The sequence below is a fragment of the Pseudaminobacter soli (ex Li et al. 2025) genome (assembly GCF_029892515.1).
GTDB lineage: Bacteria > Pseudomonadota > Alphaproteobacteria > Rhizobiales > Rhizobiaceae > Pseudaminobacter > Pseudaminobacter soli_A.
Window position 1 is genome coordinate 1,450,040 of sequence record NZ_JARXVF010000001.1, and the last position, 23,238, is coordinate 1,473,277.

Annotated in this window: 18 protein-coding genes; 3 read left to right on the forward strand and 15 right to left on the reverse strand. The window is 66.1% G+C overall.

Going from position 1 to position 23,238, the window contains the following annotated elements:
- Positions 1-13: 13 nt before the first annotated feature.
- Positions 14-1,690, forward strand: coding sequence for a recombinase family protein (locus tag M2281_RS06955; protein WP_280820334.1), 1,677 nt, complete (start codon positions 14-16; stop codon positions 1,688-1,690).
- A gap of 795 nt (positions 1,691-2,485) precedes the next feature.
- Here the strand turns inward: M2281_RS06955 and M2281_RS06960 are convergent.
- The 8 genes from M2281_RS06960 to phnG are packed head-to-tail and all read right to left on the reverse strand — an operon-like array spanning position 2,486 to position 8,062.
- Complete coding sequence (locus tag M2281_RS06960) at positions 2,486-3,103, reverse strand: DapH/DapD/GlmU-related protein (protein ID WP_280820335.1); 618 nt, start codon at positions 3,101-3,103, stop codon at positions 2,486-2,488.
- On the reverse strand, positions 3,100-3,807 hold the full coding sequence (phnL, locus tag M2281_RS06965; RefSeq protein WP_280820336.1) for a phosphonate C-P lyase system protein PhnL: 708 nt from the start codon (positions 3,805-3,807) through the stop codon (positions 3,100-3,102). The genes M2281_RS06960 and phnL overlap by 4 nt, the downstream gene beginning before the upstream one ends.
- A 2-nt stretch (positions 3,808-3,809) precedes the next feature.
- Positions 3,810-4,586 carry a phosphonate C-P lyase system protein PhnK gene (gene phnK / locus M2281_RS06970; protein WP_280820337.1) on the reverse strand — a complete coding sequence of 259 codons (777 nt, stop codon included), beginning with the start codon at positions 4,584-4,586 and terminating at the stop codon, positions 3,810-3,812.
- Positions 4,583-5,461, reverse strand: a complete 879-nt coding sequence (locus M2281_RS06975; RefSeq protein WP_280820338.1) for an alpha-D-ribose 1-methylphosphonate 5-phosphate C-P-lyase PhnJ — start codon at positions 5,459-5,461, stop codon at positions 4,583-4,585. Before M2281_RS06975 ends, phnK begins: the two co-directional genes overlap by 4 nt.
- A complete protein-coding gene (fosX, locus tag M2281_RS06980) occupies positions 5,458-5,877 on the reverse strand; it encodes a FosX/FosE/FosI family fosfomycin resistance hydrolase (protein ID WP_280820339.1) in 420 nt (139 codons plus the stop codon). Before fosX ends, M2281_RS06975 begins: the two co-directional genes overlap by 4 nt.
- The gene (locus M2281_RS06985) at positions 5,874-6,983 is read right to left on the reverse strand and encodes a carbon-phosphorus lyase complex subunit PhnI (protein ID WP_280820340.1); all 1,110 of its coding nucleotides are present in this window, start codon (positions 6,981-6,983) and stop codon (positions 5,874-5,876) included. The genes fosX and M2281_RS06985 overlap by 4 nt, the downstream gene beginning before the upstream one ends.
- A gap of 3 nt (positions 6,984-6,986) precedes the next feature.
- Complete coding sequence (phnH, locus tag M2281_RS06990; RefSeq protein ID WP_280820341.1) at positions 6,987-7,592, reverse strand: phosphonate C-P lyase system protein PhnH; 606 nt, start codon at positions 7,590-7,592, stop codon at positions 6,987-6,989.
- Positions 7,592-8,062, reverse strand: a complete 471-nt coding sequence (gene phnG / locus M2281_RS06995) for a phosphonate C-P lyase system protein PhnG (RefSeq protein WP_280820342.1) — start codon at positions 8,060-8,062, stop codon at positions 7,592-7,594. Before phnG ends, phnH begins: the two co-directional genes overlap by 1 nt.
- A gap of 108 nt (positions 8,063-8,170) precedes the next feature.
- Between phnG and phnF the strand changes: the two genes are divergently transcribed.
- A complete protein-coding gene (gene phnF, locus M2281_RS07000; protein ID WP_280820343.1) occupies positions 8,171-8,914 on the forward strand; it encodes a phosphonate metabolism transcriptional regulator PhnF in 744 nt (247 codons plus the stop codon).
- A gap of 209 nt (positions 8,915-9,123) precedes the next feature.
- On the opposite strand, the gene hemN is transcribed toward phnF, so the two are convergent.
- The 5 genes from hemN to sugE all read right to left on the reverse strand — a co-directional run bounded on the left by hemN (position 9,124) and on the right by sugE (position 17,675).
- A complete protein-coding gene (gene hemN / locus M2281_RS07005; RefSeq protein ID WP_280820344.1) occupies positions 9,124-10,473 on the reverse strand; it encodes an oxygen-independent coproporphyrinogen III oxidase in 1,350 nt (449 codons plus the stop codon).
- A gap of 101 nt (positions 10,474-10,574) precedes the next feature.
- Positions 10,575-15,185 carry a translocation/assembly module TamB domain-containing protein gene (locus tag M2281_RS07010; RefSeq protein ID WP_280820345.1) on the reverse strand — a complete coding sequence of 1,537 codons (4,611 nt, stop codon included), beginning with the start codon at positions 15,183-15,185 and terminating at the stop codon, positions 10,575-10,577.
- Complete coding sequence (locus tag M2281_RS07015) at positions 15,182-17,107, reverse strand: autotransporter assembly complex protein TamA (RefSeq protein WP_425537681.1); 1,926 nt, start codon at positions 17,105-17,107, stop codon at positions 15,182-15,184. Before M2281_RS07015 ends, M2281_RS07010 begins: the two co-directional genes overlap by 4 nt.
- Before the next feature lie 8 nt (positions 17,108-17,115).
- Complete coding sequence (locus M2281_RS07020; RefSeq protein WP_280820346.1) at positions 17,116-17,343, reverse strand: hypothetical protein; 228 nt, start codon at positions 17,341-17,343, stop codon at positions 17,116-17,118.
- 11 nt (positions 17,344-17,354) lie between these two features.
- The gene (gene sugE / locus M2281_RS07025) at positions 17,355-17,675 is read right to left on the reverse strand and encodes a quaternary ammonium compound efflux SMR transporter SugE (RefSeq protein WP_280820347.1); all 321 of its coding nucleotides are present in this window, start codon (positions 17,673-17,675) and stop codon (positions 17,355-17,357) included.
- A gap of 452 nt (positions 17,676-18,127) precedes the next feature.
- On the opposite strand from sugE, the gene M2281_RS07030 reads away from it, so the two are divergent.
- On the forward strand, positions 18,128-19,345 hold the full coding sequence (locus M2281_RS07030) for a GGDEF domain-containing protein (protein WP_280820348.1): 1,218 nt from the start codon (positions 18,128-18,130) through the stop codon (positions 19,343-19,345).
- A gap of 2 nt (positions 19,346-19,347) precedes the next feature.
- On the opposite strand, the gene M2281_RS07035 is transcribed toward M2281_RS07030, so the two are convergent.
- Complete coding sequence (locus tag M2281_RS07035) at positions 19,348-21,969, reverse strand: AAA family ATPase (RefSeq protein WP_280820349.1); 2,622 nt, start codon at positions 21,967-21,969, stop codon at positions 19,348-19,350.
- On the reverse strand, positions 21,956-23,080 hold the full coding sequence (locus M2281_RS07040) for a metallophosphoesterase family protein (RefSeq protein ID WP_280820350.1): 1,125 nt from the start codon (positions 23,078-23,080) through the stop codon (positions 21,956-21,958). Before M2281_RS07040 ends, M2281_RS07035 begins: the two co-directional genes overlap by 14 nt.
- Positions 23,081-23,238: the final 158 nt, after the last annotated feature.

Sequence of the window (23,238 nt, forward strand, 5' to 3'; positions counted from 1 at the left end):
AAGGATCGCCCCGATGACGCGCGTTGCGCTCTATGCCCGTTATTCTTCCGACAACCAACGTGACGCGTCCATCGAGGACCAGTTGCGCCAATGCCGCGAACGCGCCGCCCGCGAGGGCTGGACCGTCGCGGAAACCTATTCCGACCGCGCCATCTCCGGCGCGTCGCTCATCCGCTCCGGTATCCAGTCGCTGCTGACCGATGCGCAGGCCGGCCGCTTCGACTTGGTGCTGTCCGAGGCGCTCGACCGCATCAGCCGCGATCAGGAAGACGTGGCGGGCGTCTTCAAGCGCCTGCGCTTCGCGGGCGTCTCCATCGTCACCTTGTCCGAGGGCGAGATCAACGAGCTTCATGTCGGCCTCAAAGGCACCATGAACGCGCTGTTCCTGAAAGACCTTGCCCTCAAGACCCATCGCGGCATCCGGGGCCGCGTCGAGGCCGGCAAGATCGGCGGCGGCAACGCCTATGGCTATCGTGTCGTCCACCAGCTCGACGCACGCGGCGCGCCGATCCGGGGCGAGCGCGAGATCATCGCGGCACAGGCCGAGATCGTGCGGCGCATCTTCCGCGAGTACGTCGCCGGCAAGGGACCGCAGCGCATCGCCGCCGACCTCAACCGCGACGGCATCGCCAGCCCGACCGGCAAGCGCTGGAACGACGCCACCATCCGGGGCAATCGCATCGTCGGCTCCGGCATCCTCAATTGCGAGCTTTACATCGGCGTCATCCGCTGGAACCGGCAGAAGAAGCTGAAGAACCCCGACACCGGCCGCTTTGCCTATCGGCTCAATCCTGAAAGCGAATGGATACGCTCGAAGGCGCCCGCGCTGCGCATCGTGCCGCAGGAGCTTTGGGACGCCGCCAAGGCGCGGCAGGACGCGTTGACCGCGCTCTACCAAAAACAGATCGACAGTTCGCGCGCCGCCACGCGGACGATGATGGCGAAGAACGGCGGCCTCAACGCCACCCATCGGCCGCGCACCCTGCTGTCCGGTCTCGTGTTGTGCGGCTGTTGCGGCGGCACCTACGCGCGGCGCGGGCAGGACCGCTTCGCCTGTACAAACCATGTGCTCGGCAATGGCTGCGACAATGCCCGCACCATCGCCCGCACGGCGCTGGAAGCCCGCGTGCTGGCCGGCCTGCGCAAGCGCATGATGACCCCGGACATGGCGGCGGAAGCCATGCGCGCCTACGCCGAGGAAACCAACCGGCTCAACCGTGAGCGCCGCCAAACCGAGGACGCCACCCGCTGCGAGCTGGCCGAGACGATCAAGGCCATGGCCGAGATCGTGCGCGTCATCGAGCAAGGCGGCTGGCATCGCACCCTGTCCGCGCGCCTGACCGAATTGGAGACGAAGCAGGACAGCCTCACCGCCCGCCTGTCGGACGCGCCGCAGGACACGCTCGACATCCACCCCGGCATCGCCGAAACCTATCGGCGCCGGATCGAGCGCCTGACCGCCGCGCTCAGTCATCCCGACGACGCCGTCGAGGCGGCCGACGCGCTGCGCGAAATCATCGACCGCGTCGTCGTCACCCCCAGCGAGACCCGCGGCAGCTACAGCATCACCCTGCAAGGCGAGCTTGGCACCATCCTCGACTGGATCGACCGCACCGGAAGACCCGGCTACAAGCCCACGCCCGATGCCGCTTCATGCCGTTTGTCGGCTTCGGTAAAAACACGGGCTTGACCCGAGGATCCATGCCGGTCGGCCAATGCCCGCCGCAGCCGCATCCGATCCCAACTCGGTTCGTGGATAAATTCAGCGGCCGACCACCCCCAAGCCATTGAAACTATTGGCTATGAAATAAAGTCACCGCCTTTTTCATCCCCCACTTTCCCGCCTCCCGCATAATCACCCGCATCGGCCTCACCGGGAACACGGGTCATGAACCGGATGAGCGTGGAGGCCGACGATGTCCGGGCTGGTGGCGCTAACGGTGGCGCTGCTGGGTGATGAACCCCCAAGTCCGGGCCTTTGCGGCGGCTGGCCACGCGAATGTGGAGGCGACTGAGCGGGGCAAGCGCATCGAACGGGCGGTCGTGGAGACCGCAGATAAATTACTAGATGAGCGCGTTTCCCGACCGCCCGTCTTCCCAGGTTCTTTGACAATAGCCAGACCGGCAACAGGGCGTGGCGATGAATAGGTGCGTCCTTCGAGGCTCGCTGCGCTCGCACCTCAGGATGAGGGAGGTTGGCGCTACGAGACCACTCTCAAGAGGTTGGTGCTACCGCAGCCCTCAACTCAAGAGACGAAGGTGAGCGCAGACAGAAGCCCTCATGGTGAGGTGTGAGCCCGCAGGGCGAGCCTCGAACCACGAGGGCGAGGTGACGTGCGAATCTCCTCCCCTTGATCGTCGGAGAGACATGGTTTGCCGAGCAAATCGGTCAAAGGGGCTGCCCGTTGGTACAGCTACCCAAAACAAAACCCGGACAGCCGCCGCGAACGCTTCGGCTACCCGGGTTGTGGCTTTAGCGGACTGCTTACCCGCCGTGCTTTTCCAAAAACGCCTCGGCCGAAAGCTCGCGAAAATCGTCGAGCGCGGCGCGTAGGCGGGCATGGTCCCAGTCCCACCAGGCAAGGGCCTGGTAGCGCTCGGCGGTGCGGCGGTCGAAGCGCTCGCGGATCGGCTTCGCCGACACGCCGGCGACGATTGTGTAGGGTGCGACATCCTTAGTCACCACCGCGCCCGAGCCGACGACGGCGCCGTCGCCGATCGTCACGCCCGGCAGAACCGTCACGCCGTGGCCGAGCCAGGTGTCGTGGCCGACGCGGACGGCATTGGACCGCCGCCACTCGAAGAATTCTTCCTCGTGGCCGGCATCCTCCCAATAGTCGGAGGCGCGGTAGGTGAAGTGGTGCAGCGTCGGCCGCCAGGTCGGGTGGTTGGTGGCGTTGATGCGCACGGCCGCCGCGATGTTGGAGAACTTGCCGATCTCGGCGCACCAGACGCCGCAATCCTGCATGACGTAGGAATAGTCGCCGAGCGTGCTTTCATGCACGCGGCTGCGGTCGGCGACCTCGGTGTAGCGGCCGAGCGTCGATTGGCTGACTTCCGCCGTCGGATGGATCAGCGGCTGCTCGGAAAGTTTTGTCCTCATGCGGCAATCCTCCCGGGTGCGAACTGGGTGACGTCGATGATGCAGTCGGCCACGGCCTCGCGCACATCCTGATCGTGGAAGATGCCGAGCAGGGCCACGCCCTCCTTCTTCTTCTGCGCGATCATGCCCACCACGACTTCGCGGTTGACCGCGTCGAGCGAGGCAGTCGGCTCGTCGAGCAGCAGGACCGGATGGCTGGTGATGAAGCCGCGGGCGATGTTGACGCGCTGCTGCTCGCCGCCCGAGAAGGTCGCCGGCGGCAGGAGCCACAGCCTTTCGGGCAGGTTAAGGAGCGACAGCAGCTCGCGCGCCTTGTCACGCGCCAGTTCCCTGTCTTCGCCGATAGCCACCAGCGGCTCGGCGACCACGTCGAGTGCGGAGACGCGCGGCACGGTGCGCAGGAACTGGCTGACATAGCCGATGGTGTCGCGGCGGATGGCAAGCACTGTGCGCGGGCTTGCCGAGGCGAGATCGACCAGTTGGCCGTTGTGATTGACGATGATCTGGCCGTAGTCGACGGAATAGTTGCCGTAGAGCATTTTCAGGATCGAGCTCTTGCCGGCGCCCGAGGGCCCGCCCAGCACGGCGCATTCACCGCTGGCCAGCGAGAAGGAAACATCGCCCACCACCGGCAGCTTGATGCCGTCACGCAGATGCATGGTGAAGCTCTTGGCGACTTCTGAAACGACGAGAGGAGTTGCCATGGTCACACCTGGAGAATGGAGGAGACGAGAAGCTGGGTGTAGGGCGCGCGCGGATCGTCGAGCACGCGGTCGGTGAGACCGGTTTCAACGACATAGCCGTCCTTCATCACCATCATGCGCTGGGAAAGCAGGCGCGCGACGGCAAGGTCGTGGGTAACGACGATGGCCGCGAGGCCAAGGTCGGTGACCAGCCCGCGCAGAAGGTCGAGCAGGCGCGCCTGCACCGACACGTCGAGGCCGCCGGTGGGCTCGTCCATGAACACCAGGCGCGGACCCGTGACGAGGTTTCGCGCGATCTGCAGGCGCTGGCGCATGCCGCCGGAGAAGGAGCGCGGCTCGTCGTCGATGCGGTCCTTGCCGATCTCGACGCGGGACAGCCAGTCGATCGCCGTGGAGCGGATATTGCCGTAATGGCGGTCGCCGACGGCCATCAGCCGCTCGCCGACATTGGCGCCGGCCGAGACGGTCATGCGCAGGCCGTCGGCCGGGTTCTGATGGACAAAGCCCCAGTCGGTGCGCATGAGCAAGCGGCGTTCGGCCTCGCTCATGCGGTAGAGGTCGCGCCAGCTACCATCGCGCATGCGATAGCTAACTCCGCCGGAACTCGGCGTCAGCCGGGTCGACAGGCAGTTGAGCAGCGTGGTCTTGCCCGAGCCGGATTCGCCGACCACGGCCAGAACCTCACCCGGCCACAGGTCGAAGGAGACGTCCTCGCAGCCCAGCCGCGCGCCGTAATATTTGGACAGCGCATTGACGCGCAGAAGCGGTTCGTCGGTCATTCGGCAGGCTCCATGGCTTCAGGGGCGAGATGGCCGCGATGGCCTTCCGCCTGGCGCTTTTCGCAGTGGTCGGTGTCGGAGCAGACGAACATGTGTCCACCCTTGTCATCGAGGATGACTTCGTCGAGGTAGACGTTTTCAGCGCCGCACAGCGCGCAGGGCTGATCGAAGGTCTGGATCTCGAAGGGATGGTCCTCGAAGTCCAGGCTGACGACTTCCGTGAAGGGCGGAATGGCGTAGATGCGCTTTTCGCGGCCCGCGCCAAACAGCTGCAGCGCCGGCGACATGTGCATCTTGGGATTGTCGAACTTCGGCGTTGGCGACGGGTCCATCACATAGCGCCCCTCGACCTTGACCGGATAGGCATAGGTCGTGGCGATGCGGCCGTGCTTGGCGATGTCCTCGTAGAGCTTCACATGCATGAGGCCGTATTCTTCAAGCGCATGCATCTTGCGCGTTTCGGTCTCACGCGGCTCGAGGAAGCGCAACGGCTCGGGGATCGGCACCTGGTAGACCAGCGTCTGCCCTGCCTGCAGCGGATATTCCGGGATGCGGTGGCGGGTCTGGATGATGGTGGCCTTGACCGTCTCGGTGGTGACGGCGACATCGGCAACCTTGCGGAAGAAGGCGCGGATGGAGACCGCATTGGTGGTGTCGTCGGCGCCCTGGTCGATGACCTTCAGCACGTCGTCGGGGCCGATGATGGAAGCGGTGATCTGCACGCCGCCGGTGCCCCAGCCATAGGGCATGGGCATTTCGCGGCTGGCGAACGGCACCTGGTAGCCGGGAATGGCGATGCCCTTCAGGATGGCGCGGCGGATCATCCGCTTGGTCTGCTCATCCAGATAGGCGAAGTTGTAGTCGGCTATGTTCATTGCGCGGGCTCCAGACCTTTCGCATACCGCGCCAGACGCTCGGTCAGCGTGCCGGTGTGCAGTTCGAACAGATGATTGTCGTCGTCGTAAAAGTAGATCGACCGCCCCTCGCCCTCGACGCGCGGACGCGGCGGACGCATGTCGAGGCCAAGCGCTTCGACGCGGGCGACGTAGCGGTCGAAGTCGGCCTCATCGATCTTGAAGGCGACGTGGTTGTAGCTGCGCGAAGGCAGCGGCTCGCCCTCCATGACCGCGATCCAGAGATCGCCGATCAGGAAGAATTTTTCGCGCGACAGCGAGAAGCGGTCGTCGCCGCTGGCATAGACCTCGCGCGCGTCGAAGACGCCCGTGAGGATCGCTGTCATGCGCTCGACATCGCGCGCGATGAAGGTGATGTGCGAGAGGCCCTCGATCATTCGGCTGCCTCGCGCTGCTGCTCGACATGGTCGGTGCGGCGGGCATCGTGTTCGGCACGCATGCGGCGGATGAGGTCCAGCTCGGCCTGGAAGTCGACATAGTGCGGCAGCTTCAGGTGCTCGACGAAGCCGGTGGCCTGGACGTTGTCGGAATGCGAGATGACGAATTCCTCGTCCTGCGCGGGCGCAACGACATCCTCGCCGAATTCGCGGGCGCGGAGCGCGCGGTCGCACAGCGACATGGACATGGCCTTGCGCTCGGACTGGCCGAAGACGAGCCCGTAGCCGCGCGTAAACTGCGGCGGCACCTTGGCCGAACCCTTGAACTGGGTGACCATCTGGCACTCGGTGACGCGGATGTGTCCGAGCGGCACGGCAAAGGGCAGCTCCGGCACTTCAAGCTCCAACTCCACCTCGCCGATGCGGATTTCACCGACGAAGGGATGGTTGCGGCCATAGCCGCGCTGGGTCGAATAGCCGAGCGCAAGCAGAAAACCTTCGTCGCCGCGGGCCAGCGCCTGCAAACGCAGGTCGCGCTCGATGGGGAAGTCCAGCGGCTCGCGCGTCAGGTCGCCGGTGACGTGATCCAGCGGCATGTCGCCATCGCCTTCGATCAGGCCCTCATGCGCCAGGATTTCCGAAACGCGCGGCATGCGCCCGCTCTCGACGTCGCGCTGCTCGGGCTCGTCGACCGGCGAGCCGGCGGCAATCTCGGGATCCAGCAGACGGTGCGTGTAGTCGAAGGTGGGCCCAAGCAGCTGGCCGCCAGGCAGATCCTTGTAGGTCGCCGAGACGCGACGCTCGACCAGCATGGCGCCGGTGTCGATGGCGTTGGTGTAGCCGAAGCGCGGCAGCGTGGTGCGATAGGCACGCACCAGGAAGACCGCCTCGATCAGGTCGCCACGCGCCTGGGCGATGGCGAGCGCGGCCAGCTCGCGATCGTAGAGCGAGCCCTCGGCCATGACGCGATCGACGCCTAGCGCAAGCTGCTCGACGATCTGGTCGATGCGCAGCGCCGGCACCGAACGGTCGCCACGGCGGCGGTCGGCAAGCAGCTTGTGCGCGTTGGAAATGGCGGCATCGCCGCCCTTAACGGCCACATACATGGGTCAGGCCTCCGTGGTCTTGATGCGCGTGGTGCGCGGCAGGCAGGCGACCCCTTCGGGCGCGGCCAGGATGACGTCGACGCCGCGCGGGAAGCGGGCGCGGTTCTGCTTCCACTGCTCGACAAAGTGGCGCGGCAGGGAAACCGGCGCGAAGGCGGCCGATGTTTCGATGCCGGGGCCTTCGAGGTGAAGTATCTCGCCGCCGGAAAGGCTGGGCACCTGCAGGATGAGCGTGGTGGAACGGTCGGGATATTCTTGCGTGCCCTGCGAAAAATTCTCGAGCGCAATCAGCTCGGCCGGGTCCGACACGATGGCGAAATGCGCGTCCGCGGGGGTGTAGGCCAATGGCGCGCCGGTGTGGAAGCCGAGCCAGTGCTTGGCAGCGGGCGACGCCTGCACGGCCGGATCGAGCCAGACCGGCGTGTCGGCATCGCAAAGCGACAGCGCGACGGCAGCCGCAACCGGCGACAGCGGCGCGGGCGGAGCGGTGAGCTCGCCGCAGGGCTGGATGGTGCCGGGACGCGCCATGGCGTCCATCACCGCGCGGAACATCGTCTGCGCGTCGAAGACCGGATTGGCGTAGCCGCCTTCTATTGCCTCAGTTTCCATCAGTCCTCTCCGCGTACCATGGTGAAGAAGTCGACCTTGGTCGCCGCCGTCTCGGCGCGGCGACGGTCGTCGGCCTCGGCCTGCGCCGCACGCAGCGGCGCAATGATCTTGGTTTCGATGTCGTCGCGGCGCGACGCGTCCTGCCACAGCGCATCGGCTATGGCCGAAAGCAGCGCCTTGTCCTTGTCGCGGCCGAGCGCATAGGCATGGCCCACCGTGCCGCCGTCCACTCGCACTGTGGCGCGGGTGACGGTCGCCTCGCCGAAGTTGAACGGCGCGCCGCCGCCGCCGATGCGTCCGCGCACCGTGACGAGCCCGGTCTCGGGTCCGCGCAGCCGCTGCGCCTCGCGCGGCAGGCCGGCTTCGTCCCACAGCGCCTTCAGCGTTTCGCCCGGCGCATTGGCGAGGGCAGCCATTGCCGCCTTGCGCGCCAGCGCCTCTTCCTTTTCGTGCCGCCTATCGGTCTTCATGGACGCTCCATTGACTTCCGTAGATTTGTCTATTGCTCTATACAACCGAACAAATTATACTCCCTTTCTAATTGCTGTCCATGACGGCTGGATGACGGAGCTGAAAAAATGGAACAGACCGGCGAAGACCTGATGGAACGCCGCAGCGGCGTGGCGCTTTGGCGACAGGTGGCCGACCGCATTCGGCTTGGCATCAGCAACGGAACGCTGGGAGAAGGCGGAAAGCTGCCGCCGGAAATCACGCTGTCGCAGCAGTTCGGCGTGAACCGCCACACGGTGCGCGCGGCGATCTCGGCGCTGGTACAGGAAGGCGTGCTGCGCGCCGAGCAAGGGCGCGGCACCTTTGTCGAGAGCCGTAAGCGACTGGCCTATCCGATCACCACCCGCACGCGCTTTTCGACCGGCCTCAAGGACCAGACGCGCGCACGGCGGGTGAACCTGCTGAGACATGTTGTGGAGCCTGCCCCCGCGCGCGTCGCCGAGGCCCTGCAACTGGAAGCCGGCGCGCCGGTGCATCGACTGGAGACGCTCAGCGAAGCCGACGGCCGCAGCGTCTCACGCGGCACGGGCTGGATCGATGCCAGCCGCTTTCCGGGCTTTGCCGATGTCTTTGTCGAGACCGGATCGATCACCGCGTCCTTCGCCCGCTTCGGCGTGGACGACTACGTGCGCCGCTCGACGCTGGTGTCGGCCCGGCATGCGGATGCCGAAGACCTCGAGACCCTGAAACTCTCGCCCGGCGCCATCGTGCTGGTGACGATCGCCATCAATGACGATCTCGACGGTCGGCCGATCCAGTTTTCCGAGACGCATTTCTCGGCCGACCTGGTGGAGTTGACGATCGAGACTTAGGGCGGCCTCGGCTACGCATGTTTCGCTAAGCTACAGGCTTATACCCCCACCCCTAGCCCCTCCCCACAAGGGGGAGGGGGACGATTTCGTCGACCTCAGCCGCCATAACCGGTGAAAGGGTGCCGAACGGCAATAAAGCAAAGTTCCCCTCCCCCTTGTGGGGAGGGGTTAGGGGTGGGGGTTACTTCCGCGCGCCCTTCCCCAAGTGGTCACACCGCTATCGAATGCCGTGCGCCGTTCGTGCCGAAATAGGCGTCGAAGGCGGCCACCACCGAGCGCACGACGGGGCGGCCGCGACTGGTGACGACGAAGCGGTCGCCGCTCGAAGCGATCAGGCCGTCCTCGTCCTCCTGCAAGAGTTTCTCGGCGATCTCGATCACCGGCGTGCCCTGCGCGCCGAAGCAGCGCGCGAACTCCGACTTCGAGAACGAGAAATCGCACATCAGCCGCTCGATCACCCAGGCGCGCATGCGGTCTTCTTCCGACAGCGCAAAGCCCTTCGTCACGCCCAGCCCGGTCTCGGACACCAGCCGCTGATACTCACTGGTCGCGGTGTTGTTCTGGACATAGCCCTGTGGCAGCTTGCCGATGGCCGAGGCACCCAGGCCGATCAGCGTGTCGAGGTCATCCACCGTATAGCCCTGGAAATTGCGGCGCAGCCGCCCCTCGCGATGGGCTATCGCCATGGTTTCGTCGGGCCGTGCGAAATGGTCGATGCCGATGGCCTGGTAGCCACAGGAAAGAAGGATTTCAGCGGCGCGGCTGGACTGCGAAAAACGCTCCAGCGCATCGGGAAGTGCGGCTTCGTCGATCATCGTCTGGTGCTTGCGCATCCAAGGCACATGCGCATAGCCGAAGAGCGCGATGCGATCGGGATTGAGGAGCAGCGCCTGCTCCACCGTCGCCTCGACGCTCTCGCGCGTCTGGTGCGGCAGGCCATAGAGCAGGTCGATATTGACCGACGAGACGCCACGCATGCGGGCGCCATCCACCACCGCGCGCGTCTGGTCGAAGGTCTGCTCGCGGTTGATCGCCTGCTGAACCCTGGGGTCGAAATCCTGCACGCCGAGGCTCACGCGGGTCATGCCGATTTCGGCCAGCGCGTCGAAGCGCGCCTCGTCCATGTCGTTGGGGTCGATCTCGACGCTGATCTCCGCATCCGGGCGGAACTTGAAGGCGGAGCGCAGCACGTCGTTCAGCGCGCGCATGTCGTCCGGTGCGAGCATGGTGGGCGAGCCGCCGCCGAAATGCAGCGCTCCGACCTCGACCCGGCCGTCGACGGCGCCCGCGACCGTGGCGATTTCGCGGTAAAGATAGGTGAGGTAGTCCGCGAGCGGCTGGTAGCGGCGCGTCTGCTTGGTGTTGCAGGCGCAGAACCAGCACAGGCGGTCGCAGAACGGAATATGGGCATAGAGCGACAGGGCGGTGCCTGGTGCGATAGCGCCGAGCCATTCGCGATAGGTACCGGCATTGATGCCGGCATGGAAATGCGGCGCGGTCGGATAGCTGGTGTAGCGCGGCACGGGTGCTGCGTGCTTGCGGATCAGATCTGGCTGCATTTTCGGGGCTCCGGTATTCCTGTCGCCCGGAAGAAATACCGGTTGCAGCCCCTCGTCGTTGATCTCGATCAAGCCTAGGCGCGGGTCGCTCCCCGCGCCGGTCAGTAGTCCTTTTCGTAGAACACGCCGAGGCTGGAATCGCCATCGGACCCCACCGCGCCCTTTGCCTTGAGGTCCTTGGTGATGTCGAGATTGACGGTGCCGCGCGTCGAGCCCTGCGCGCCCGCCTCGACGCCAAGATAGATGTTGTCGCGGATATAGCGGCCGGCGCGGACTGCCGCATTGCCCTTGCTGTCGGTGATCACGTCGAGATCGTCCAGCCCCGTGGCACTGCGCAGATTGCCCAGCAGCGAGGCGTTGGAGCCGCCGGCCAGCTCGGCTGCGGCGGCGGCAAGCTGCGCGATCTGGAAGGCTGACAATTCGTTGAGGCCGCGATTGAAGATCAGCCGCGCCAGCACTTCATCCTGCGGCAGTTCCGGCTGCGAGGAGAAGGTCACGCTGATGTCGTTGGCGCGGCCACTGACCGTGACAAAGACGGTGATGTCGCTGCCCTGTGAACGGGCGACGAAATTGAGGAACGGATTGAGGTCGCCCACCAGCGTCACCGTGCCTTCATCGAAGGTGATGCGTTGGCTGAGAATGCTGAGCCGGCCGCGGATGAGCTGGAAGCCGCCCACTGGCTGGATGTCGGACACCGGGCCGGTGAGCCTGACCTGGCCGCCGAGCTCCGCGTCGAGCCCGCGACCGCGCACGAAAATGCGGGCGGGCGCGTTCACGCTGACGTCGAGCCGCATGACGCTGGGCCGGGCGGTCGGGGTCGGCGTGCCGTCATTGGCGCGCGCGCGCTTCAGCGTCTCGGCCACGGCCTGCGAGGGCCTGACATGCTTGACGTCGAGCGCGGCCGAACCGCCGGCGAAGCTGTCGGGCACGGTGATCTCGGCGCGGCTGACGCTGATGTTGCCGGACAAAACCGGATCGCGCGTGAGCGGGCCGGTGACGGCAAGGCTGCCGCCCACCGTGGCCACCACCAGCGCGCCGTCGGTATAGCGGGCATCGTTGAGCGTGACACTGATATTTGCCGGAAGAGCGGCTGCGGCATCGAGCGAGACGGTGCCCGTGGCGCTGACCGAGCCGCCGGCGGCGAGATTGGCCGAAGCGTTGCGGATCGTGACCTGGTCGCCGTCGATGGTGCCCATGACGGCGATGGAGCGCAGGCGGACATTGCTTTCCGGGTCGACGAATTCCGCGCCCTGGGTGGAGAACATGCCCCGGATCGACGGCTTCTTCAGGCTGCCGGAAATGGTGGCGTTGGCCGTAAGCGTGCCGCCGGCCTCCGCGCCGCGCTCGGCCAGGAAGCGGTTAGCGAGTGCCAGAGGCGCCTCGCCGCGTACCGTCAGGTCCACGCCCTCGCCGGAAACCGGAACGCGGCCGCTGGCCGTGATCGACAGGCCCTGCGGGCCGTTGGCGGCGGCCGACGACAACGTCAGCACCTTGTCGGCAAAACTGCCGGCGGCGGCGATTTCGAGCGGGGCTGCGCCTGCTTCTTCCAAGGCTGCAGCGCGGATACCCGTGCCGCGCAGGTTGAACGCCGCTGCCGGATTGGCGAGCTGGCCGGAAACCTTTGCGGTGCCGGAGATATTGCCGCCGAGCCGCTGGCCGGGAGCAGCGGCATTGAGCACCGCGAGCGGGAAGGATTCGAGCCCGATATCGAGTGCCAGCGCGCCCTTGTCGAGCGGCACGGCGCCATTTGCCGTGGCGCGGAGGCCGTCGGGGCTGGTCACGGCCGCCTTGATGTTGAGCCGGCTTGAGGTGGAGTTGCCCTCGGCATCGAGATTGATCGAGGCAAGCCCGGCTTCGCGCAGCGCCGCGGCAGCAAGCGAATTGCCCTTGAGCGAGAAGCGCACGTCGGGGCTTTCGCGCGTGCCGCCGACATTGGCGGTGCCGTTGACGGTGCCGCCCAGTGCCAGGTCCGGGCGGATCGCATTGGCGATCGCCAGCGGCAGGTTTGCAATATTGATCGCGATATCCAGCTTGTCGTCGACCTCGCCGCGCGCGCTGACGCGTCCGCCGCCGACATCGAGCACGAGATTGTCGATGGAAATCCGCTGGCCACGCATCTGCAGGGCCGCCGGCTCAGCGAGCTTCGCCGCCAGATTGCCCTGGGTCAGTTGCGCCTGCTGCAGGGCGAGCCGATAGCCACCCTCGACAGGCGACAGCGCGCCGGAGGCAGCGGCGACCGCACCGTTGTCGAGCTTCGCGTTGGCCTGGAAATTCGTGGTCTGGCCTTCCTGCCGCGCGGTGGCCTCAAGGGTCGAAACGTCCACCCCGCCTGCGGCAACCTTGCTGGCGTTCAGCGAGCCGTCGGCAATCGGCACGCCGAACAGGTCGGCGATCGTTGCGTTGAGATCGGCCTTTCCGACGCGGATGGTGTCGACGGTCAGCTTATTGATGTCGGCGCGAAGGGTGGCGTTCTGCTTGCCGTCCTGATGGGTAAGGGCAATGTCGGCATTGACCGCGCCGGTCGCCTGCTTCAGCAGAAGTGCTGCGGCAGTCGAGACGTCGGGCGCGGCAAGCGACAGCTTGCCGTCGAGCAGGCCGTCCTTGTTCTGCGTCACGTCGCCCGTCAGGTGCGCGCCGCCCGCAGTGAATTTCAGGCCGCCGAGGCGCTTTTCATTGTCATTGAGGGCGACTGCCGAGGCGAGATCGATCTTCACTCCATCGAGGAAGGCATTGCCCGTGACATTGCCTTTGAGATCGCCCTTCTGCAGCGTGCCCTCGAAGCCAAGCGCCGCATTCTTCAGCGTCTTGCCGACGAGTACGCCGGTCGGAACTTCCGCGTCGAAGGTCAGCCCGATCAGTCCTTCGGAGCCAGATGCGCGGCCCTTGGCGGTGAGACGGCCAGCGGCCTTGTCGGACACGAGCGCGAGATCAGACACCGAAACATCGAAACCGAAATCGGCAGCGCCGGTGGCAAAGCGGCCGTCGGCCTTCGCCTCGACCTGGTCGTTGAAGATGCGCAGCTGCCGCGCCACCAGGCCGGTTTCGCCGCGCGCGACTCCGCCCGTGATACGGGTCTGTCCCTGCAGCAGATGGTCGGCGGCGGGCGTGCCGATGCCCAGCCCTTCGGCCGTGCCGTCGAGTGTCAAGTCGAAGGCGTCGGTCAGCGGCTTCACTTCGCCCTTGGCCACGAGATCCGCGCCGCCCGTAAGCTGACGCCCGGCGAGACCAGAGAATGGCGATAGCGACTTTGCCTTGAGGCCAATGTCGCCCTTGAAGGCGAATTCCGAAATGTCGCCCGTCAGCGACAGCGCAAAACCGTTGGCGCCGACCTGCGCCTTGGCGAGCCTGACCGGCGAACCGGCAGTCCATTTACCGCCGATGTCGAGCGTGACGCGGTCGCCGAGCGCCTTGCGCATATCGGCCTGCTTGGCGACGATGCCCGACACACCGCCGGTGGCGGCGAAGGTCAGGTGGCGCGCGGCCGGGTCCGAAATGTTCTGAACGAGGCCCGACAGCAGAACCTCGACAGACTTGGACGAGAAGCTCTCGGTTGCAAGGTCGTTTATGGTGAGCGCGCCCGACCATTCGTCGCCCGGCTTGTCGCCGAAGCCGAGCTTCAGGCTGGCGCGCTGCACGGTGTTCTGGCCCGGCACGGGCAGCAGCACCGGCTTGCCGGCCGGATCAGCAATGTCGGCATCGAGCGTGAGGCGCTGCAGAAAACCGTCGCTTGCCGTCTCGGCGGCCGCTTTCAGGGTGAGCGCTGCGCTCCGCAGATCGAGCTTCTCAAGCAACACGCCACCGCCGTCACGCACGAGGCCGGAGGTCTGGAGCTTCGTCTCGGCACCGAAGAAATCGCGGAAGCGCGGCGAAATAAGCAGGGCGATCGGCCCATGGACGTCGGCGTTGAAGCCGTAGCCGTCGGCCCGGTGGCGCACCTCGGCCGTGCCGGTCAGCGCGCGCAAGCCATCGGCATCAAGCGAAAGATTGAGGTCGAGCTCGGAGAGCGGCCCCTTGCCATTCAGCGCCAGCGCCATCGGCGGCCGGCCGTCGACATTGAGAAGGTTGGCCACGATACCGTTGGCCGGCTCATCGAGCTTCAGGTCAAGGTCGAGCAGCTGGGTGGAGTTGGCATAGGCCGCCCTGAGCGCCAGCTTGCCGCCAGGTCCGTCGAGGCGGTTGACGTTCAGCGTGGTATCGAGCGAACCGTCGGCGAGCTGCAGGTTGCCGGTGATCGCCACATCGGCCGCGAGGCCGAAGATGCCTTGGCCGAAAGTGACGTGCGGCACGTCGAGCGCGCCGAGCGAGACCGAGATCGGCAGCTCGGGTATCTGGAAGCTGCTTGCCTCGGGCGCTGGCGCGCCAGCCGCCGGCAGCGGCTTGCGGATGACATCGATGCGGTCGGCGGCCAGCCTGTCGACGACCAGACGGCCCAGCAGCAGCGCCGAACGCGTCCAGACGATGCGCGCATTGGTGATGCGCAGCCACACGCCCTCGCGGTCGGCAATGGTGATCTCGCCGACGGTGGCGTCAGACGACAGCGCGCCCTGGATGTTGTTGAGGCGGATCTGGCGGTCCGGCGTCGAAAGCTGGTTCTCGACGAAACCGACGAAATAAGAGCGCTCGGCATCGGCCGTTTCCTGCGCAAGCGCCGACAGCGCAAATGCCGGAAGCGCGCAGACGAAAAGGGCGATGGCCAGAAAGATTCGGGTCAAAACGCTTGTCCTATTCCGACGTAGAAACCGAAGGTCGGATCGCCCGGTCCCCGGTTGAGCGGCACGGCGGCGTCGAGGCGGATGGGGCCGAGGCCGGTGATGTAGCGCAGGCCGCCACCAACGCCGACGCGCAGATGGTCGTTGAAGTTCGGGATGGAATCGCCGCCGACATAGCCGGCATCGACGAAGCCCACCACGCCGATGCTGTCAGTCGCGCGGACGCGCAGTTCTGCCGAACCTTCGATCAGCGAGCGGCCGCCGATGATGCGGCCATCGCCCACCGGAACGCCGATGTTGCGGTAGGCATAGCCACGCACCGAGCCGCCGCCACCGGCGAAGAACAGTTTGTCGGGCGCGATCTCGGAAGCCGATGGCCCGGCGATGCTGCCCACCTTGATGCGGCCGGCCGCGACGACGCGCTTTTCAGCACCGAAGCCGTAATAGGCGCGGCCCTCGGCCGTGGCGCGCACGGTCGGGTTGCCGTAGTTGAACTCGTAATAGGGCTCCAGTGTCGCCTCGGCGTAGTAGCCTTCGGTGGCGTCGGTCTTGTTGTCACGGCTGTCATAGACGATGCCACCGAGCAGGCCGACGTCGATGAAGTTGCGCGTGCCGAAGACATCGTCCTTGAAGCGCGCCGCACTCGACTCGAGAAGGATGCGGCCGGACAGCTCGTCGCTGAAGATGCGGTTGAAGCCGGCCTGCACGGTCCCGCCATTGCGGGTATAGGCGTCGAGCACCTCGCGCTCGCCGATGACCGAGGCGATGAAGTCGGTGTCGGGCGTATAGACGCCGGGCCTGACGAAGGTTGCGCCGAGCCGATAGGTCAGCTCGTCCGGCTTGAAGGTATTCACCAGCCCGGAGACCTTGCCTTCCAGGCGCAGCCGCTCGGCATGGCCGAAAAGATTGCGGTGCAGCCAGTAGGCCTCGAGTCCAGCACCATCGAGCGTGGAATAGCTGCCGCCGACGCCGAAACGGCGCGGCAGGCGCTCCTGCACGATAAGGCTGACGGGCAACGAGCCGTCCTTGCCGATCTCGTCGGCTTCCTGGAAGCGCATGGCGCGGAAGACTTCGAGGCGCGCCAGCCGCTTGCTGGCGCGGGCGAGATCGTCGGGATCGTATTCCTTGCCCGGCTCGATACCGGTCATCCAGGCCAGGAATTTCGGGTCGATCCGCTCGGTGCCCTCGACACCGACAGGGCCGAAATAGGCCTTGCGGCCCGGATCCATGGTCAGTGTCGCATCGACGATGTCACGGTCGTGCTCGGCGACGACATTGCGCTCGGCTACTTTTGCCTTGGCATAGCCCTGCTGGCGCCAGGCTTCGACCGAAAGCCGCTCTGCGCTGAGAATGGCGCCCGAACGAGCCACCTCGCCCGGCCTGAAACCCTGGTCCTCGGGCAGCCTGATCTTGTCGTTGCGCTCGATCAGCGGCGGCGCACGGTTGATGATGCTGGTTTCGCCGAACAGGAAGATCGGGCCGGGATTGACCACCACCCGCACGGCCACCGGGTCGGGGAGCTCGGTATCGGGAGGCAGGTCGGCCGCCTCGCGTCCGCCGACGAGAATGCTGATGCTGCCGCCATAGCGGCCTTCGCTGTAAAGCGCGGCCAGCAGGCGCCGGTAGTCGCCCCGAGCCTTGGCCAAAAGGCCTGCAGCACCGGAGGCCGGCTTTTCGCGGTCCGCCCACAGGGTCGAGACGCCCTGCAGCTTCTTCTCGACATCCTCGTTGCCGCCGGAAACGGAGAAATCGACCGTGTAGTTCTGCGGCTCGCCGATGATGTCTTCGGACGAATCAGTCTTCTTGGCGCCCCAAAGATGCATGCCGAACAGGTCGAACGCCGCCGCCGGTGCGACCGGCGCGGCACCCAGACTTAGTCCGACAAGCAGGCAAAGCCCCCGCGTGCTGGCAGAAATGACTTTCACTAAAGCTCCTACACGCCGCCGACCAAGTCACACGCACTCGTCAGCGCGCCTGTTAAGCTCTCCGCCCCTTCCGAAGAAGGGCCCGACATTAGGTCTTTGTGGAGCTGGACAAAAGCCTCGTCGAGAACGCAGGCATTCGATTGATTACAATTTTCGGTCGGCATGTGACCAAAAATAGACGCTAAAGGTTGCAGGAAGGTTGCTGCATCGTAAATGGCGGCCTGAGCGGCCGCCATTTACGTCTTCATCAGTGCCCCGAGCTGAGCTTCAGCCCAATGAGTCCCGCCACGATCAGGCACACGCTGGCGACGCGGAACAGCGTCGCGGCCTCGCCGAAGGCAATGATGCCGACAATGAAGGCGCCGACGGCGCCGATGCCGGTCCAGATGGCGTAAGCCGTGCCCAGCGGCAGCGTGCGCATGGCAAGCGCCAGAAGCCACAGGCTGACCGCCATGGTGACGGCAGTGACGATGGAGGGCATGAGCTTGGTGAAGCCCTCCGACTGTTTCATGGTCGACGACCAGACGACTTCAAAGACGCCGGCAAAGAAAAGATAAATCCAGGCCATTACTTAGCGATCCTCATGCTTGCGCGCCGGCATACGGCAGCGACGATTCCAAATGCTGGACGCAGCTGACCACAGGTCGACGCGCGATGTCGCGGGACCAGATCTGCCCGATGGCAGGCCCAGGCGCCTGCGGTGATGATTGGTGATTTTCAGGAAAGCGGGAGGTCACCTGCTCCATCACTTCGGATCTCCGAAACAATGGGGCCGTCCCCGTTGGTCTTACGACGCGGGCCGTCCCACGCGGGCTCGATATAGATAATTTCGATGCGGATGACCAGAGCTGGTCGGTCAAATGGGGTGGCAATACTGGCGGTTCCGTGCCATCTGGGCTGCAATGTTTCCTAAAACTTGAGTTTTGACCTTCATCACGCGGTGAGATTCCCAGCCTATGGCTGGCTAATTGTCTCGCGCACAGACTTTCAAGTTCACAGCGCCCCTCAATCCGGATCGCCATGAAACTGGATTTTTTGACCCTCTATCTGGTCATCCTGCTCAACTCGCTCACCCTCACCGTGGTGTGGGGCGCCATCACCGTCGTCTATCGCGGCTTCGATACTGCGCGCTATTGGCTTGCGGCCTCTATTTTGACGACCGTCGGCGGCGGCATGATGATGTTCGAGGGTGGCGGGCTGTACCTGTTCTTCGGACTCTGCGGCAATGCGCTGGTGATATTCGGCTTTTGCGTCGAGCGGCTCGGTGTGCTGCACTTTCACGGAGAACGAGGCGGGTGGACGTTCAGCCTTGGCCTCACGGCGATTGCGGTCTGCGCAATGTACGTCGCGCGCGACAGCCAGGTGGCGCGCAACGTGGTCTACGCGACGGCACAGATCGTGCCGCTGAGCATGGCCGCCATCTATCTCCTTCAGCCCAAGCGGCGAAGCCTGGGCGCCATGGTCACAGTGGTGGCAATGGCAGTCGGCATCGTGGGCCAGGGGACGGAGGCGGTGTTGAATTCGCTGCGGCTGCTCGGAGAGCTTTCCACGGAGGGTTATTACAAGGTCGGCGCATTCTGCCTGCTCACCATCATTTTCGGCGCCATGGTGTGGAACGTAGGCTTCCTGCTGATGGCGGTCGACAGGCTTCAGGCTGAGCTTGCGCAGCTCGCCGGCACCGACGAGCTGACAGGCCTGCCGAACCGGCGCAGCTTCGTGGAGAGGCTGGCTGCGGAAATGCCACGCGCCCGTCGCAGCCGGCGCGGCTTTTCCGTGCTGCTGCTCGACCTCGACAACTTCAAGACGATCAACGACAGCCATGGCCACGCCGCCGGCGACCATTGTGTGCAGCATTTCGCCCGGCTTGCGGTGCGCCGGCTGCGCGGTCAGGACCTTCTCGCCCGTACCGGCGGCGACGAATTCTGCATCCTGCTGCCCGAGACCAGCCTGCAGCAGGCGGCAGTGATCGCCGAGGAGCTTGTGCACCTTCTGGCGGCAAACGATGCCTACTGGCGAGGGCATTCCATTCCCGTCACCATCAGCGTCGGCGTGGCGGAATGGGCGCCCGCGGCAGCCATGACGGTCGATGAGACGCTCGAAGCGGCCGACATGGCCCTCTACGAGGCCAAGCGGAACGGCCGCAACGGCTACGCGCTGGCGCAGCCCACGGGGCCGGAGCCTGCGGCGGAAAAGGCAGGAAAGGGCGCGGCCGCCGGCCACAGCATCATGCGGGCGTAAAGCTACATCCGGCGGATCGGCGCGCCGAGCTGCAGAAAATCGCGCTCGCGGCAGGTGAGCACCAGCACCTGCTGGTTCTGCGCCGCCTTGCCGAGAACCAGATGCATGCGCTCCAGCCGCGCTTCGTCGGTGTTGACCAGCGCGTCGTCCAGCACGATGCAGGCCTCCTGCCCGGCTTCGCGCAGTATATCGGCCAGCGCAATGCGGGTGATGACGGCAATTTGCTCGCGCGCGCCGACGCTCAGGGCTCCAAAGGGCTCGGCCACGCCATTGCGCACCAGCTGCTCGATCTCGAAGGTCTCGTCGTGGAGGACGATGTCGCTGTCGGCCTGGATGAGCCGCAGATAGGGCGCCGAACGCTCGCGCACGGGTGCCAGCCAGCGATCCTTGGTTTCGCGCTGGGCGTCAGTCAGAGCGGCGTGGAGCAGCCTTGCCGCCTCCGCTTCCAGCGTCATCGACTTGAGCTTAACCTCGGCGGCGACGGTCTGGCCCTCGAGCATGGCAAGTTTTTCGCCGAGACCGTCCTTGCCGAGCGCGCGCAGCTCCGCTTCGATCTCCCGCTTTTGCCCGTCCAGCTTGCGGATATCGGCCTCGATCTCGCGCTCCGACTGCTCGGCCTGTTTTAGGGCAATCTGCTTGGCTTCCGGATCGGCGCCGGCAAGTGCCGCCCGGGCGGCATCGCGCGCCGCCACAGCAGCCTGAAATGCCTGCCGCTCGCGCTCGACCTCTTCTTCCAGAAGGCGGTCATCGGCGGTGGCGCGCGCGGACGCAAGTTCTTCCCGCAGCCTGGCGCACCGTGCTTCGGCAACCGAGACGCGCTCGTTCAGCACAGCCAGATCACGCCTTGCTGCCTCGACCGCGCCGCGACGCTCCCGCAACTCGGTCTCCGCCCCGCGCAGTTGCGTCTCGATCTCGATGCTGGCGCGGCGCGCGGCCTCGATGTCGGCCAGCTCGATGGCCTCCGCCTCGCCGCCTTCGGCCAGAAGCGCGTTGCGCGCCAGTTCCTGGCGCAGCGCCTCAATGCCGCTCGGCGCAAGGGCCGTAACGGTCGCGCCGTGCGTCTTCACCTCGGTGCGGGCAGCATCCTGCTGACGCAGCGCCGTGCGTGCCGCGGCGATGTCGGCAAGGCCGAGCCGGCGCAGCGCGCTTTCAAGCGCCTGTCCGGCCTGGTCTGCCGCCCGTGCCAGTTCCTCCGTCCCGCCCCCGGGATGGATGCCGATCTCGCCATAGCCTTCGAGCACAAGCACGGTGTCGCGCGACAGCGAAAGCTCCGCTTTGGCGGCCTTGCCGCCGACATGTGCGCCCTGCCCCGCCGAAGGGTGAAGCGTGATGCGCACGCTGGCCGCCTCCAGCCGCATGCGCGCCTGCTCGACGCCGCGCTCCAGCTTTTCCAGCGCAGCGACGTCCTCTGCCGTCAGGGTCGCGCCCTGCACGAGCGCCAGCGCCTTGCGGCGGGCTTCGTCCGCCTCCTCGGCAAGCTTCAGCTGGCCGGTCAGGCGCGATACGGCCTGCGCCGCCTGCCGGCGGGCAAGGGCCTGCTCCATGCCACGCAGCCGGGCCGTGGCGGCGCGTTCGGCCTCGACCACCTCATCCAGACGCGTCGCCGCCTGCGCCGTGACGCCCTCAAGCCGGGCGAGCGCCGCCGCCGCCTCGTCGCGCGCCGAGCGCGACGCTTCCGAAGCGCCGAGTTCGGCCGCAAGATCGGCGACGAGTTTTTGCCGGGTCGCATTGCGGGCGACAGCCGCCTCGTGCCTGAGCTTTGCCCGCTCGGCCCCACTCTCGGCGGCGCGAAGCGTTTCCTCAAGGCCGGACACAGCGGCAAAGGCCTCCCGCGCGGCCGCGGCGCGCTTGCGGGCAACCTCGAGGATGTCATCGCGTTGGTGGCGGGCGAGGATATTCTGGATGCCGGCGAGGCGATTGACGCGCTCGTCGTGCTCGGCCATCTGCCGCTTCAGCTCGACCAGTTGCTGGCGGTCGTCTTCGATCTTCACGGCAAGCGACTTGAAGTCGCCGCGCGGGTTTCCGCGCTTGTCCCAGAACTGGTCCCGACGTGCCTCCGCCGCCGCCAAAAGGGCACGGCCGCGCTCGCCGCCGGTGACCTGGCCGATCTCGCGCTCCAGCGCGGAGGCCAGATGGTTGCGCCCGGCGCCGACGCCAAGCTGCCGGTGCGACATGCCCTGCTCGACCCAGAGCAGGCCGAACACGCCGTGATGCTCCTGCGGTTTCGTACCGCCCGAACTCGACGGCGTGAAGCCGAACATCTCGGCAAGCTTATCCTCAACCGCGTCGCCCGTGTAGCGCTCGCCATTCCCGGCAAGTTCCGCCTCCTGCCGCTGGCAGAACGCCTTGCGCAGGCGCCAGATGACCCCTGCGCGTTCGAATTCAAGTGCGACTTCGGGCCGGACCGACTGGTTGTAGGGCTGCATTGCCGCGGCCGCAGCGCCGCCCACCCGGTGGCGCTCGAACAGCGCGCCGCGCAGGGCGGCAAGCAGGGTCGATTTGCCGGCTTCATTGTCGCCGACAATAACGTTCAGCCCATCGCCGAGATCGTCGATGACGACATGGCCGAGTTTGCGGAAATCCTTGACCTCGATGCGGCGCAGCTTCATCTCAGCGCCCGCCATTCATGTGGTCGACATACATCATGCGCAGCGCAACGCGCGCGGCCGCCGCCTGCGGGTCTGCATCATTGGCCGCCTGGGCCTTCAGCCGCTCGACCGCCAGCCGCACGAAGCCCGAAGAGTCCAGCGCATCGAGATCGTCGTCGGTCGGCTCTTCGAACAGGCCCGCATCGTCGATATCGAGATGGTGGAAGCGGTTGCGCCACTTCTCCAGCTCGATTTCGAGCTGATAACGCTCGGCAAGGCTGATGCCGCCTTTGAGCGTCAGCGAAACGACGCGGCGGGCGGCCTCTGACTCAAGTTCGGCCAGCGCGTCGAGCCCGGCATTGCAGGTTCCGTCCAACATCTCGGCTTCGACCTGATGCCACTGGTAATGGCTCACCGGCACGGTCTCGACGCGCTCCGGCGCATCCGGCCCGTCGAGCTCGACGATGTGGACGAAGCCGGAGCGGTTGGCACGGTGGCGGTCGGTTTCCGGCGTGCCGGAATACCAGGTACGCGAGGCGATCTGCAGCGAGCCGTGCCAATCGCCCAGTGCCAGATAGGCTAGGCCGGCCGTGCTGGCGCGATTGTCCGGGATCTCGTTGCTGGCTTCGGCAGCGCCCGGCAGGCGGTTGGCCACGCTACCATGGGCGAGGCCGATGCGGATGGCGCCTTCCGGCGTCGCCGCCGTGTCGAACCACTCCGTCTGGTCGAGCGACTCGCGCCGGCGGGTGAGCGGCGCGGGCAGAATGACGGCCCGGCCGTCCCAACCCTCGATCGGCTGCGGCCGGTCTGCGATGACGATGTTTTCTTCCGGCCCCATCTGGCGCAGGCGGCTCCAGACACTGTGGGCGAGTGCGGCATCGTGATTGCCGGGGAGAAAAATCCAGCGGCCGGAAAAGGGTTTTAGCGCATCCAGCGTGCGCAGGATGGTGCGGTCCTGCACCTCGTTGCTGTCGAAGGCATCACCCGCCACCAGCACGGCATCGACGTTGCGGGCGGCTGCAAGCCGGGCCACCTCGCCGATGGTGGCGATGCGCTGGCTGCGCAACTCGGCACCCGCATCCCCCGGTATGGAACCGAAGGGCTTGCCGATCTGCCAGTCCGCCGTGTGAAGAAACCGGAACGCCATGCCGCCTTGTCGTCTGTCCCCGCCTGCTCATTCGGCAGGTGCTGAATTCGTGGTCTGTTAACCCTGTCCCACATATCCGCGCTCGGGCCGGCCCGCGCAAGCCCGGCAACCGCGTTAAGCACCGGAAAGTCCCGCCATCCGAGCGCTTCTGGACCAAC

Excerpts from the sequence above, each read along its gene's own strand:
- M2281_RS06955 (WP_280820334.1), top strand. The coding sequence starts at position 14 with ATGACGCGCGTTGCGCTCTATGCCCGTTATTCTTCCGACAACCAACGT.
- M2281_RS06960 (WP_280820335.1), bottom strand. The coding sequence starts at position 3,103 with ATGAGGACAAAACTTTCCGAGCAGCCGCTGATCCATCCGACGGCGGAA.
- phnL (WP_280820336.1), bottom strand. The coding sequence starts at position 3,807 with ATGGCAACTCCTCTCGTCGTTTCAGAAGTCGCCAAGAGCTTCACCATG.
- phnK (WP_280820337.1), bottom strand. The coding sequence starts at position 4,586 with ATGACCGACGAACCGCTTCTGCGCGTCAATGCGCTGTCCAAATATTAC.
- M2281_RS06975 (WP_280820338.1), bottom strand. The coding sequence starts at position 5,461 with ATGAACATAGCCGACTACAACTTCGCCTATCTGGATGAGCAGACCAAG.
- fosX (WP_280820339.1), bottom strand. The coding sequence starts at position 5,877 with ATGATCGAGGGCCTCTCGCACATCACCTTCATCGCGCGCGATGTCGAG.
- M2281_RS06985 (WP_280820340.1), bottom strand. The coding sequence starts at position 6,983 with ATGTATGTGGCCGTTAAGGGCGGCGATGCCGCCATTTCCAACGCGCAC.
- phnH (WP_280820341.1), bottom strand. The coding sequence starts at position 7,592 with ATGGAAACTGAGGCAATAGAAGGCGGCTACGCCAATCCGGTCTTCGAC.
- phnG (WP_280820342.1), bottom strand. The coding sequence starts at position 8,062 with ATGAAGACCGATAGGCGGCACGAAAAGGAAGAGGCGCTGGCGCGCAAG.
- phnF (WP_280820343.1), top strand. The coding sequence starts at position 8,171 with ATGGAACAGACCGGCGAAGACCTGATGGAACGCCGCAGCGGCGTGGCG.
- hemN (WP_280820344.1), bottom strand. The coding sequence starts at position 10,473 with ATGCAGCCAGATCTGATCCGCAAGCACGCAGCACCCGTGCCGCGCTAC.
- M2281_RS07020 (WP_280820346.1), bottom strand. The coding sequence starts at position 17,343 with ATGGCGGCCGCTCAGGCCGCCATTTACGATGCAGCAACCTTCCTGCAA.
- sugE (WP_280820347.1), bottom strand. The coding sequence starts at position 17,675 with ATGGCCTGGATTTATCTTTTCTTTGCCGGCGTCTTTGAAGTCGTCTGG.
- M2281_RS07030 (WP_280820348.1), top strand. The coding sequence starts at position 18,128 with ATGAAACTGGATTTTTTGACCCTCTATCTGGTCATCCTGCTCAACTCG.
- M2281_RS07035 (WP_280820349.1), bottom strand. The coding sequence starts at position 21,969 with ATGGCGGGCGCTGAGATGAAGCTGCGCCGCATCGAGGTCAAGGATTTC.
- M2281_RS07040 (WP_280820350.1), bottom strand. The coding sequence starts at position 23,080 with ATGGCGTTCCGGTTTCTTCACACGGCGGACTGGCAGATCGGCAAGCCC.